Here is a 13,687-nt window from a genome sequence, read left to right as displayed (position 1 = left end):
TTAAGAAAGTTTGGGCGAATCCGGCCTTAACAGGCCGGACCGCGCTTTACGCGAAAATTCCTTCGGAATTTCTGCTTCAATCGCTTTCGCATTTGTTATACCGAACTCATCTTTTTTAAAATCGAACTCTCTCTAAATCAATGTAACGATCATTCGCGTTGAAAAAATCCGGAAATTTTCGGATTAAACCGAACCTCGGTATAATATTTGTCCATTCAATTTTTTGCAAAAGTATATTCAAAATCGATTTTGGACTTGCGTTTGTTTGAATTTTAAATCCCGATTGATCTACAATGTTCTTTCAGATTAAATTTCCCCAACAATCGATTTGATGATCCACTGCATAAAGTCCGGGAGCGAGCATCTTTCCTTTTTTAGATTGATCCGCCATACCCAAAGCGGCCGACGCGAGTTGTCCGATGATCGCATCCATTCCTTCGGTCGGAACGCCGTAGAATAAAAAGTTGATCGGGCTCAAGTCGCTTAACAAAAAGAACGTCTTTTCGATTTCTTCACCGTCTTTTGAAAAAAGGAAAGTCACCTTGCCGCCTTGATCGATACCGGATTGAGGATCCAAAATCCGATCGAACTCCATTCGGATCGGATAAGCGCCTATCTTCTTATCTTCCGAAAAAGAAAGTCTATCGATCCAATCAATCCAATCCGTGTATTCCGCGGTTTTTGTCGAACCGGAAACGATTAGAATTTTCGATTTGGTTCCGTTGAGAATCAGATCTTCGAAATGTTTCTGTTTTAGGATCGAGTTTCCTATAACTCCCAGAATCAAGTCCCTGGAAAGAAATTCTTCCTTTGGAATTTCATCGATTGTTCCGTAGAGGAGTTTTTCCGCTTTGGAAACTTTGAGATCCACTTGTACCAAATCTTGATTGGTTTCGTGCAATCTGGATTCTAAATATTTGCATAAAAAAGAACCGATGTTTCCTTTTGCCCCGAGAATTAAAATCTTTCTGGAAGAAAGAATCATTCCTTGTCCGTTTAAGATCGTTTCGATCGCGTTGAGAATGGAGTACGCGACCTCTTTGGATTCTTCCTTAACTTTCTGATCGGAAATCGCGATGGAGAAAGCGGGCAAAAAAAGTTTTTGATTTTTATCTTGGACGCCTTTGAGTCTATCGTATCCGTTTCGAGTGTGTTCTACTGTGCCGACTAACGTTCGTGCGAGAAATTCGCTCGCCTTCATTTTCGGAGTTTCTCTTTTTACGGAATATTGCTTGCAGAGAAATTCAACGTCCTTACCGGAAAGAGCAAACTCGTTGAAAAAAGGAGCCACGTAACCCCCGTCTTCGACTAAGATCGTTCTTTCGTTTTTTTGAAACGAATCCAAAAGGAGGTTCAAAAAAAGATGTCCGGAAAGAAGTTTCATAGCGTCAAAGAAACCCAACTTTTCCGCTTCCAATCGATCGTAGAGAATTTTGAGTTCGGAGGAATCGCTATAAAGAGGGGAAACCGAATAATAGATTTTATTTTTAGGCCCCACTTTCAATTGAAGACCGGACATAAAAAAATGATCCGTGGGAACGTCGAGAAGAACGTCCAAATAAGCCGACGGAACCACTCCTCCGTATTTTACGAAGGCTACGGTGAGCCGTTTGGAGCCGAGCCTGCGGAAAGTTTCAATCAAAGCCACGATTTCGGAAGTGATATGGTGTATTAGAAAAACGTTAAATTCCGTCAAATCAAAACGGTGATTTTCCCCGTTTGCGATTTTTTCCAAGATCGGCATTCGTTTGAGAAAATGATTCAGATCCAGGGTGGTTCTTTTTGCGTTGAAGCTGAAGTTTAAAACCCGATCCAGTCTGGAAAGATCCATAAAAACGACCGTGTCATCCGTGAGTAAAACCCGAACCGTAAAACCCTCTTTCAGGTGTTTTGTAATTTCATGATCTTCTAATACAAGAAAAATCTTTTTAAACAAAGGAAGGGCTTCGATCGGATCGGTTTTAACGATCTCGTCCGAAAACGTTTTGTCCCAGAACAGACTGATCTGATCCAACTTACCGAGAGGAGTCTTTTCGATCTGTTCAAAAACTCTCGAGAAGGAACGGTTTTCTTCCACGTAGGATTTTTCACCGCGTTGCGCCGCGCTTAAAATTCCGTTGTTGATCGCTTCCGCAATTTTGGTGCTTCCCGCAATGAAGATCCGCGAACCGATATCGTCCACGATTACGTGAGGAACCGCCGTAAGATCTATGTTGGCTCGATCGAAATTTTCAACCGTCAACCGAAAGAAAAATTCTCCGGGTTCTTTTTGATTCGGAACCCTTTCCAAAATGAATTGATAGTCGATGTTTTCGTTCGGGCTCGCGTGATGAAACGGAAAAACCAAAGCATACACGGAACAGTTTTTAGGATCTTCTCCGTAAAACTCGGGATGAATTTTTTTGGTCCAAACCTGTCTCTGAAACGTTCCGAATACGGTTCTTAGGTGATCCTGAAATTCCTCCTTAAAAAGAAGAATGTCTTTTAACACTCCGGCTCTTGCATAAATTTGAATATACCCGATGTGCATATTCAAAAGTTCGCTATTGATATTGGGATTGATCTTATAAAAGATCGTAACGTCTCCGATTCCGTTTTGGACTTGGTCGAAAACCTCTTCGCCCAAGGTTCTGGAAAGGATGGAAAGCCCGGTGAAAATCCTAAGATTTCTTAAATCGAGATCCCAAACTCCTTCCTTTCCCTCTTTCAGATTCGGTCCGAGAGAAGTTTCCAATTCCTTAAACGAGAAAGAATTAGGCATGCTCGATCACTACTTTGATCGCTTCCGGTGTGTGAGCGGTCGTAAACGCCTGAGAAAGATTTTCCGGAGAAAAAGAATGGGTGATCATGTTTTTCTCCAGAGCGTCCGAAACCTTTTTGTTTTCCTGAAGGAGTTTGATCGCGAGATGAAAATCTCCGCATCGGGAAGAATGAATCGACTTTCCCGCATTCAAAAATTCTAATAAATGATTTTTTACGGATTCTCCTTTGAAAAGGATCGCGCTTCTAGGACGGATCAGCGAGTTTTCGTGGCGGGGATTGGGGCGAATCAAAAGATCGATTTCCTCCGCGGTTCCGGCGATTCCCAAATCAAAACGCGGAACCTGTCCCCGGAAATCTTCGGAAAGAAGGATTTTTTCCGCGTCTTCAACGCTTCCGTAATATACTTTGAAATGAGACGGCAAAGAAATCGGACCGACGCTCGGCGCTACATAGACGGTCCGGTTTGTACGATTTTCTTTTTCCCAATGAAAGTTTAGATTTTCATCGGTGAACTTTAAGAGCGAAAGTTCGTCGACGACTAACTCAGTGAGTTTTTTGACGCCGAAAACTTCCTGACCGTTCGTGGTTTTGAGATGCAATTCTCGATTTGAAAGTTTGATCGCGCTTTCAAATCCGGAAGTCGTACTCGTCGTATCATAGACGATCGCAAAACGATTCTGAAGAGATTCTAAACTTTCCTTTCTAAGATCGATCGTTTGGTCCGCGCCAAGGTTGAGGGAAAGTTTTAAAAGACGCTCGTGTCTCGCGAGCGCCGAAATTTTAAATCGAATGCCCGAAAAGGTTCTAAAGGCGACTAACGCGGCAATGACGAGACTTCCCAATCTTCTCGGGCCAAGGACCGCAACTTCGTCTCCATTCTTAGGCGGAGAAGCGATAACGGCCTGCAAAGAAGCCGCAAAAGGTTCGATCAAAACCGCGGTTTTATCGGAAAGATTTTGAAAGGGGATCGCCGCGTTTTGAGGGGCTAAGATATAAGGACCGAATCCGCCCGGAAGCCTGTCGATTCCGAGAACTTTTCTTTCCGGGCTATGGGAGGGAATTCCTTCTTCGCAAAATTCATCGGAAGGAATTTCTCCTCTTGCCTCAAACGTGTCGTTGATCTCGACCACGTATTTTTGTTTGATTCCGCCTTGAGGTTCCACGTCTTCCGCAATCACCTCGTGTCCGATCACCTGCGGCAGCGGGAAAGGAAGAAATCTTCGGGAAAGATCCGTGGAACAAACTCCGCAGAGTTTGGATTTTAAAAGTTTATAACCCGGACCGAGATGAAGGTATTCTTCTCCGTTTCTGGAAATGTCCCAACCTTTTTCCAGACTTCCTTCGAACTGATAATCGGCTTTTTCAAAAGTATCGTCCGAACGATAGTCCATGGCTGAGAATTGAATTTTCATTACTTCTACCCTTGGTTAGACAAAAAATCTGAGTGAACTCAAGTTACTTAGAATTTCGGTCAGTGTAGAATTTGTAGGGATTCCGACAAATCCATTCTCACCGATTGGAAAATACGATTCGACCTTTTCTCCAGACGGAAAACTCCCCCGGTTTGCAGATTGTCCATTCTTCGTTGGAAGTAAGAGGTCGAGTAGCGATCACAGTGACCCGATCTCCCGGCGTCGTGACCTTTCGAAAGTCCACGCTGAGATCCGCGTCCAAAAGTCGGGCTTTTCCAAAAGGGGATTTTCGAGTGATCCAGGAAAGTTTTGTGGAACAGAACGTGTATAGATTTCTGGAATCGCTTAAGAGGATGTTGGAAACTCCTTTTTGATGGAGTTCCCACAATAAGGATTGGATGGTTTTGAAAAGTTCCGCGTCTTTCTCGGGAGGATTTTTAAACTTCTGTTTCAGTTTTCCCAATAACCAGCAGAATGCGTGTTCCGAATCCGTACTTCCGACCGGTCGGAAGTCACCGAGCGGTTCTTCCTTGATCTTTTTGAATTGTCCGTTGTGAGCAAAGGTCCAATAGGAACCCCAAAATTCCCGCACGAACGGGTGCGTGTTTTTCAATTCCACTTTTCCGCGGTTTGCCTTACGAATGTGGCTGATTACGGTTTCGCTTTTGATCGGAAGTTTTTGAACGAAGGCCGCGATTTTGGATTCTACACCGGGTTGCGGATCGTGAAAAACTCGTAGCCCCTTCCCCTCGTAAAACGCAATTCCCCATCCATCCTTATGAGGCCCCGTTTTTCCCCCTCTTTGTACGAGCCCGGTCAAACTGAAACAGATGTCTGTCGGGACATTGGCGCTCATACCCAGGAGTTCACACATTCCATTCTTCCTCGAATATCGTTTAATATATTAGAACAATTTTCGTAAAAACAGAACCTTTCTGTCCAGTGATTTTTCAAGGATTCCTTGCAGAAATGACAGGGAACTGGAAACTGAGCCGGTGATTTTGCACATAGATACAGAAATAGGCTGGAGAGGAGGAGAAAGACAACTCTTACTTCTGGCAGAAGGGCTCAAGAAGCGGAAGATCCCACAACTCATCCTGGGCAAACCGGGATCGGCCTTGGAAAGTCGTTGTTCCGACCATAACCTCCCGTTTTTAGCGTTGGATATGAAAACCGAATTCGATTTTACGTCAGTGACCGGGATTCGGAGCGTCATTCAGGAATTAGGAATCAAACTCATTCATACGCATACGGCAAAGGCGCATACTTTGGCTTTGTTCGCAAAATCAAAACTTCCCGATACCAAACTCATAGTCTCCCGAAGAGTCGACTTCAGTATTCGAAAAAACCTATTTTCGATTTGGAAATACAAATCGAAACGAAACGATCTTTTTCTGACCGTATCCGACAAGATCCGAGAAATCCTAATTAGAGACGGAGTCGATCCGGCAAAAACCGTCACCGTTCACAGCGGAATCGATTTCTCTTTTACGAAAAAACTTCCGGATCCCGCTCGTTACAAAAAGGAATTTTCGATCAAAAAAGATACGATCGTGATCGGAAACGTGGCCGCACTCGTGGATCACAAGGATCAGAAAACTCTCCTGAACGCGATTTCCAAAATCGACGCTTCCAGAAACTTTAAGGTTTTTATTGTCGGCGAAGGCGAACTCAGAAAGGAATTGGAAGGCCTTTGTAACACATTAGGAATCTCTGATAGAGTTGTTTTTACCGGTTATAGGACGGACGTCCCCGATATCCTTTCTCTTTTCGATATTTTCACTTTGACTTCGAAGGAAGAAGGGCTTGGAACTTCCATTTTGGACGCGATGGCGGTGGGACTTCCGATCGTCGCGACCAAAGGCGGAGGAATCGGAGAGATGCTGGCTCACGAAAAGGGCGCCTTTCTGGCGGAAGTGGGGGACGCCGAGTCTTTGGCAAAATATTATGAAACTCTTATGGACGACGCAAAACTCCGAAAATCGTTCGGGGTTTTCAACAAGGAATCCGTCAAAAGATTTTCCATCAAAAACACGATCCGCAAAACGGAACTCGCATACTACTCCTTTTTAGGGGAAAAACTTTTCGGAGAAAAAGAATGAAACGTCTTCTTATCATCGACGGACACGCGTTCGTATTCAGGGCGTATTACGCTTTCGGCGCTTCCAATCTCACCAATTCCATAACCGGAAAACCCTCCGGAGCTACATTCGGTTTTTTTAAAATGCTCTTTAAACTTCTCCAGGATTACGCGCCGACTCACGTCGCGATGACATTCGATCCGGGCGGACCTTTGGAAAGGGGAAAAACCTTCGAGGATTACAAGGCCAATCGAAAACCGATGCCGGAAGACCTTCGCCCCCAGATCAAAGAAGTGATGGAAACCCTGGAAAACATCGGTTTTAAGGTTTTAAAAATGGAAGGCCAGGAAGCGGACGATATCATCGGAACCCTCTGCGAAAATTACCGCGCGACCGCAAAAGAGATTCTCATCTTTTCCGGAGACAAGGACTTGTATCAATTATTAGAAAAGAAGAATATAAAAATGCTCCGCGGTAAAAAGGGAGTCACAGAGTTCGTCGAAATCGATTCCGCATGGGTAAAGGAAGAATTGGGCATAGACGTAAAACAAATTACGGATTACATGGGAATCGTGGGCGACACTTCGGATAATATTCCCGGCGTAAAGGGAATCGGAGATAAGGGAGCTTCCAAACTTCTCCAGGAATATAAAACCTTGGACGGGGTTTATAAGAATCTGGACAAGATCAAAAATCCCGGAATGAAAACCAAACTCGCGGAACAAAAGGAAAACGCTTATCTTTCCAAACAACTCGCGACGATTCGAAGAGATCTTAACTTAGCAATCACCGAAAAAGATATCGAAACTCCGGATTACAAATCGGATCAAGCGATTCTCTATTTTAAATCCCAGGGTTATAACGTTCTTTCCAAGGATCTCGCAAAATCGGCGGGAAAGGAAGTTCCTAAGGACGTGGAACCGACTTCGGAAAACAAACCCATTCCCGCGGGAGAAAAGGGAACTTATAGACTGATCGCTTCCGCGGAGGAACTTTCAAAAATTTGCAGAGGACTGTTGAAGTCCAGGATTCTTTCGGTCGATACGGAAACCACTTCGCCTAACCCCGTTATGGCGGAACTTTTGGGGATTTCTTTTTCCAATCAGGAAAAAACCGGCTTTTACGTTTCCGTAAAAAACAACGCTTCCTTATTTCAAGATAAGTCGTTGAGTTTGGAAGAGGTTCGGGAACATCTGGGGCCGGTTTTATCAAGCGAAGTTCCTAAAGTGGGACAGAACATCAAATACGATCTAATCGTATTAGAAAATCATGGTTTTGTGTTAAACAATATCCAATTCGATACTATGCTCGCTTCGTACGTTCTCAGGCCGGAAGGAAGACGTCATAATATGGACGACCTCGCAAAGGATCTTTTGAACTACGATACGATCACCTACGAGGATCTCGTCGGCACGGGAAAGAAAAAGAAAGAACTGGCCGACATCGATCCGGAACAAGTCGCCGAATACGCCGCAGAAGACGCGGACGTTACGTTCCGACTCTATCAAATTCTTCGAAAGTCGATCAAGGAATCGGGGGTGGAAAATATTCTCCGCGATATGGAAATGCCTTTGATTTCCGTTCTTGCAAAAATGGAAAAGACGGGAATCACCTTGGACGTTCCCTACTTCGAGGAATTGGCGCGGGATTTCGATCGCGAGATCCGTCATTTGGAAACCGAAATTCACAGACAAGCGGGCGGGCCGTTTAACATCGCTTCTACGAAGGAACTTCAGAAAATTCTTTTCGACGATCTCAAATTGAGAATCGTGAAAAAAACCCAAACGGGTTATTCAACGGACCACGAGGTTTTGGAAGAACTGGTCGGAGAACATCCGATCGTCGAAAAACTTTTGGAGTACAGAAAATACACCAAACTCAAGTCCACGTATGTGGACGCTCTTCCAAAGATGGTCAATCCGAATACGGGAAGAATTCATACGAGTTACAATCAAACGATCGCCGCAACCGGAAGATTGTCTTCCACGGATCCGAACTTACAAAACATTCCGATTCGAGATCGGGAAGGCAGACTTCTACGCAAGGGATTTGTGGTCGGATCGAGCGACTACGAAATTCTAAGTTTGGATTATTCTCAGATCGAACTTAGAATCATGGCGCACGTTTCCAAGGATCCTGCGATGCTCGACGCATACAATCACGGCATCGATATTCACAAAAGAACCGCCGCCGCTTTGTACGGAGTTCCCGAAAAAGAAGTCACACACGAAATGAGAGACAAAGCAAAGGTCGTCAACTTTTCGGTGATCTACGGAGTGACTCCTTACGGACTCAGCCGCAATCTTAGAATCCCGAGAGACGAAGCGAAGTCCTTCATAGAACGTTATATGACACAGTATCCCGGTGTGAAAAGTTATATGGACTCTATGGTGGAGTTCGCCGAAAAAAACGGCTACGTACAAACGTTAACCGGACGTCGTCGTCCCGTTACTGATATCAACAGTACTCACAAATCCGCGAAAGAAGCCGCTAAAAGAATCGCGATCAACAGCCCGATCCAGGGAACGAGCGCGGACATGATCAAAATCGCGATGATTAAAATTCACGAAGATATCCGGAAAAAACATTATAAATCCAGAATGTTATTACAGGTTCACGACGAATTGGTTTTCGAAGTCCACAAAAAGGAAAAGGATGAATTCAAAGCGTCCATGAAAAAATACATGGAAACCGCCATGCCTTTGGATCTTCCGATTCTTGTGGAAGGAAAATTCGGAGTGAACTGGGACGAGGCTCATTAGAATTTGTCGGAATTTCTTCCCTCTTCCGCAAAAAACCTTGAAATTTCAGCGGAAAATTTGAGAAAAATCACGGATAGGTTTATTCTGTAATATGAACTTGGAAGAATGGAAACAGTCGGGTTTTTACGTTTCATATCAAAATCGGAAAATTTTTTTAAAAGAAGAGGGTAACGGGGAAAATCTACTTTTGATTCACGGTTTTCCTACCGCCTCTTTCGATTGGTCTCTTCGAACGGAGGAACGAAAATCGCTCATAAGCTGATCCGATACATTCAAGAAAGGAAAACAAACCGAGAACGTTGGGTAGGCGCAATACTGAACTCTCCGATTCCGATTCGAATGATCAACGGTATGGAAGATCCGGTAAGTGGCGCTCATCTTGTAAAACGATATAAAGAACTTTCTTCCTCCGCGGACATTGTGGAACTTCCGAGAATCGGTCATTATCCTCAAGTGGAAGCTCCGAACTTAGTTTTAAAATTCGTTCTATAAGATTCCGTTCGGCCTCGATTTTGAATCCTTAGAGTTATTGAAAAACTCCGTAAGTTCAGATTAACAAAACCGCTTCAATCGACCGTTTCCATGAAACGGATGAAGAATTAATTTTTCGGGCAGCTCTATTATTTTTCAATCTAGGGATTCTCCTTGAAAAAAAGAAGTAATGAAAGATATTGATAAATCGGGAAGATTTCGTTTTAAAAGTCTTCGATCCTCCGCATGGCTAAGTCGAGCTATAATAATCCTAGATTTTTCGATTTTGTATATGACGAATTTTTAACGGGCGCCGTTGACAATTCGATCTTTTCGTTTCAAAAGGGCGATCTTTTCAATTCTTTAACGAGAGAGAGTATTCTGGAGTTACTGGAGATCACCGGAGTTCTCCCCGAGATTCGGAAGAAAGGTTATCAAAAAATCCAACTTGAAATTTCAGGTATGGGTCAGGATTTTCAAAGACTCGTTTTAATTTCCGATAAGGAAATTTTATTACATCTTCGTTTGAGTATTCAAGAATACAGGTTGGAGATCAACGATTACTTCTTTAAAGAGAAATATCTTATCATCAATTGGTTGCAGACACGTCATCCGAAATCTCTATCGATGGATAAATCCCGTTTGTATCCCGGACAAGACGTTCCGGGGCTCGGAATTTTTCATCAGATTTCCGACTTTATCGGATTTTTAATTTTATCTCTTCGATTGAACGGCGCCGTAATTCGTCCCGAGTACTTTCACGATGCCGTTTTATTTTCGAAAAAATTTAGTTTCCTCACTCCGGAAGCTCAGGCTTTGTTTATCGCCCTAAGAAGGGATTTTAAAAACGAGTCTATTCGCGAGATTTCAACCTATCTTCATTCGGGTAAAATTCAAAATCATAAAAACACTCTTGAATGGAAGGCGGTTGAGATGATTTTATTTTTGGAAAAAACTTTGAACGTTTTCGTCTTCAATAAGAAGTTCGATAAAAAAGTCGGCAAGATTTTAGATACGATCAAATTGAGTGTTACGAAATCATAACGGACCGTTACGATCGCGCGGAGGAAACTTGAGTGCCGCGACTCTCTATGGATCGCGTTTCAAGTCACAGAAATTTATTTCCTATGTAATCTGATCGTAAAAAGAACGAATAAGATGATACACAATCCAAAACCGAAGGAGTTGTTATGGGAACAAATTTCGTAGACAACCGAGTAAGAGCGGAACGCAAACTGAAAGTTCGGATCGCCGAAAACCAGTTGGAAATCGAACGTACTCTCGCACTTCGTTATGAAGTTTTCAATCTCGAATTGGGGGAAGGACTTCCTCAATCCGCCGCGACCCGCAAAGACAGGGACGAATACGATCTTTTTTGCGATCATTTGATCGTGATTGATAAAAACCGCGAAGATAAGATCGTCGGGACATATAGAATTCTTCGCAGATCCGTTGCGAAACAAAACTTAGGTTTTTATTCGGACAACGAATTCGATATCACTAAGATTTACGAATTGCACGCGGAAACGGCGGAAATCGGAAGGAGCTGCGTTCATCCGGAATACAGGGACGGATCCGTGATTTCGATGCTTTGGGCCGGACTCGGGGCGTATATGCAGAAACATCACGTTAGATACCTTTTCGGTTGCGGTTCCATTCATCATACAGACGCACAATCCGCTAACGAAGTTTATGCTTATTTAAAAGATAAGGATGTTCTTGTAGGAAAGGAATTTGACGTAACACCTCTTCCCGGTTTTGAAATTCCGGATTTCGATCCGAACTATCAAGTGGAAGATATAAAGTCCGTTTACAAAAGAATTCCGGCTTTGATCAAAGGATACATTAGAGCGGGTTCTAAAATTTGCGGAACTCCCGCCTTGGATAAGATTTTTAAAACCATAGACTTTTTCATCCTCTTTGATCTTCGCGATATAGAATCCAAATACGGAAAACATTTTCTGGATTAAAACGATCTTTAAGCCGTGCCGGAACCCCCTTGACGGGAGTTCCGGCGTTTTATTAATATCTTTTTAAGCGCCCGCTTAGAGATATCTTTTCCGATGAAACAAAATGAAATAGATTTTCAGCATCCTAGTATTCTAGACCAAATCAGATTCTATTCTTTGGTTGCAACTGCGGGAATTCTGATGGTCGTCGCTTATCAATTCGGATCTCCTGCTTACTATTTAGGTTGGTTTGCCTTTTTTATCAGCGCATTTTCCGTCGCGGGAAACGACGCAGTACAAACGGTCGGGACTTTTATAGAAAGTAAAAGAACCGTCCACTGGATTCTGAAGTTAGCCGTTTTAGGCGGAACGGTCGTCGTCATTTTTTTAGGCGCTTGGATTTGGAACGATTCCCAAATTCATTTCGGACGTTTGGAAAGTTTTCCGGAAGTTAGGCAATTCAATCTCATACAACTTTTAGCTCCGTTGATTTTAGTTGTGATCACTCGATTGAAATCCCCTATTTCCACGACCTTTTTGATCCTCGGACTTTTCGGTGGAAATAATATCGAAAAGATGCTCACCAAATCCTTTTTCGGATATGGAATCGCTTTCGGTGTTGCGATTTTCGTTTGGGGGATTTTGGTAAAAGTTGATCCCAAAGAATATACCGAAGACCACGTTCCCGATCCGAGAAGTGAAAAACGTTGGGCGCTTTTTCAGTGGTTGTCTACGATTTATCTTTGGATCGCTTGGTTGCGTCAAGACGCGGCAAATATCGTAATTTATCTTCCCAGACAACTTTCCATCTTAGAATTCATTCTCGCAATCGCGATGCTCGTTGTCGCTCTGGGAATCATCCTTTATACCAACGGCGGAACCATTCAGGAAATCGTAACGGAAAAATCGGACATTCAATGGTCCAAGGCCGCGACAATCGTGGATTTGGTCTACGGTACGATTTTGATCGTTTTTCACGAATGGAGTAAAATGCCCATGTCAACGACTTGGGTGTTTTTGGGAATGCTCGCGGGTCGAGAAATCATTCTTAACTTTATGACTTTTAGGGATCTTCCTTATTTGGAAACGTTTCGAAAGGTCGGAAAGGATGTATTACTTGCGTCGATGGGTATCGCCGTCAGCGTTTTTATTTTTATCATAGCTTCTCAAATTTATCCAAATACCGAAAACGGTTTTTTAAAATAAGAATTTGTTCTAAAACCAGTTTACTTTTTCCGCGCTTTCCGCAACTCAATATTTCTCCTTGTCGAGCGAGACATTGGATCTCTTGCGTCGCTCTAAAAACGATTTTTTTGTCGTTCCAATTTGTTGATCTCGCTTCAATCGTTTTCACATCGGTTATACCAAACTCAGTTTGATAATAAAAAATTCATTTTTTATTATATTTAATTTATTGAATGTATTTGATTCTGAATTTTCCCATTTTTAAATAATGTATCATAGAGTCAATGAAATCGAAAAATTACTGACCGAAAAATGAATTGGCGCCTGAAAAATGTGTAAATTCGATTTTCCTTCACAGAGCCAAAATGAAATTCTCTATGTTAAAGAATAAGCAAACAATCTTTTATATCTACTAAGAACCTGCATTAAGAGATGTTCTGATTCGTTTTCGCAGTTAACCTAAATCGCACAGAGATGTGGCCCTCTATATTAAGCTAATTTTGATATCAGAAAAAGCAGGAGTTCATACTAGGGGTCAGTGGATAAGAATCAGATGTCAGGGGTTAAAAATTTTCCGATTCCCTTACGCCGCATCCGAGTTACGTTATTTTTTTAAGAAAATTTTCTTTTTCCACCCGAATCCGATCCGTATGAACCCGTTCCGGAACCGTATTTGGTATGGGAACTTTGTTAATTAGCTCCGATTCTAAAATCAGTTCGACTCTTGGAGAGAATCGCTCCGAAACGGTTACTCTTTTGATTCCGGAAGATACTTGGGCTCGTTTCTCCGAAAAAGATATCAAACTGCTCCCCAGGAAAATCCCGGAACTTTTGAGAACCTATGGAAAATATCTTTCTGCTACGAAACGTCTGGGGAAAAAAGCGGGCAGAACCTTGTATCAATCCAGTCCGGGTAAATTAAAGATGAAACGAGTGAACATTCGAGTTAGTACAGGGACTTGGACTCTTTTTGGAACCCTCGCACAGGTTCACGGCGTGTCTCGTTGTTATCTTTTCAATTATCTTCTGTGGTTGGAGGAACTCGAAGTCGGAGATTCTATCCT

Annotated in this window: 9 protein-coding genes and 1 pseudogene; 7 read left to right on the top strand and 3 right to left on the bottom strand. The window is 42.8% G+C overall.

Annotated features, from left to right (window positions below):
- Positions 1-301 precede the first annotated feature (301 nt).
- The 3 genes from LEP1GSC194_RS09595 to LEP1GSC194_RS09585 all read right to left on the bottom strand — a co-directional run bounded on the left by LEP1GSC194_RS09595 (position 302) and on the right by LEP1GSC194_RS09585 (position 5,049).
- Positions 302-2,761 (bottom strand): hypothetical protein, encoded by a 2,460-nt coding sequence (locus LEP1GSC194_RS09595; protein WP_020773402.1) that lies wholly within the window; start codon positions 2,759-2,761, stop codon positions 302-304.
- Positions 2,754-4,175 (bottom strand): MDR/zinc-dependent alcohol dehydrogenase-like family protein, encoded by a 1,422-nt coding sequence (locus tag LEP1GSC194_RS09590; RefSeq protein ID WP_020773410.1) that lies wholly within the window; start codon positions 4,173-4,175, stop codon positions 2,754-2,756. Before LEP1GSC194_RS09590 ends, LEP1GSC194_RS09595 begins: the two co-directional genes overlap by 8 nt.
- A 97-nt stretch (positions 4,176-4,272) precedes the next feature.
- Entirely contained in the window at positions 4,273-5,049 is a 777-nt protein-coding gene (locus LEP1GSC194_RS09585) for a class II glutamine amidotransferase (RefSeq protein WP_020773412.1), read from the bottom strand.
- Positions 5,050-5,170: 121 nt separating this feature from the next.
- Here LEP1GSC194_RS09585 and LEP1GSC194_RS09580 point away from each other — a divergent pair, with 121 nt between their 5' ends.
- From LEP1GSC194_RS09580 to LEP1GSC194_RS09550, 7 genes and pseudogenes are all read left to right on the top strand, one after another.
- Complete coding sequence (locus tag LEP1GSC194_RS09580; RefSeq protein ID WP_020773406.1) at positions 5,171-6,277, top strand: glycosyltransferase; 1,107 nt, start codon at positions 5,171-5,173, stop codon at positions 6,275-6,277.
- Entirely contained in the window at positions 6,274-9,018 is a 2,745-nt protein-coding gene (gene polA / locus LEP1GSC194_RS09575; protein ID WP_020773409.1) for a DNA polymerase I, read from the top strand. Before LEP1GSC194_RS09580 ends, polA begins: the two co-directional genes overlap by 4 nt.
- Before the next feature lie 91 nt (positions 9,019-9,109).
- Positions 9,110-9,510: pseudogene (locus tag LEP1GSC194_RS09570) on the top strand (hypothetical protein).
- Between the two features lie 225 nt (positions 9,511-9,735).
- Entirely contained in the window at positions 9,736-10,533 is a 798-nt protein-coding gene (locus tag LEP1GSC194_RS09565; RefSeq protein WP_020773408.1) for a hypothetical protein, read from the top strand.
- A gap of 146 nt (positions 10,534-10,679) precedes the next feature.
- Positions 10,680-11,459 carry a GNAT family N-acetyltransferase gene (locus tag LEP1GSC194_RS09560; RefSeq protein WP_020773407.1) on the top strand — a complete coding sequence of 260 codons (780 nt, stop codon included), beginning with the start codon at positions 10,680-10,682 and terminating at the stop codon, positions 11,457-11,459.
- A 93-nt stretch (positions 11,460-11,552) separates the two neighbouring features.
- Positions 11,553-12,644 carry a hypothetical protein gene (locus LEP1GSC194_RS09555; RefSeq protein WP_020773411.1) on the top strand — a complete coding sequence of 364 codons (1,092 nt, stop codon included), beginning with the start codon at positions 11,553-11,555 and terminating at the stop codon, positions 12,642-12,644.
- Between the two features lie 657 nt (positions 12,645-13,301).
- Positions 13,302-13,687: DUF1564 domain-containing protein (locus LEP1GSC194_RS09550; protein WP_020773404.1), on the top strand; the 386-nt coding region annotated here is incomplete at its 3' end.

The organism is Leptospira alstonii serovar Sichuan str. 79601, assembly GCF_000347175.1.
Lineage (GTDB): Bacteria > Spirochaetota > Leptospiria > Leptospirales > Leptospiraceae > Leptospira > Leptospira alstonii.
This window is presented reverse-complemented; position numbering and strand designations above follow the sequence as displayed.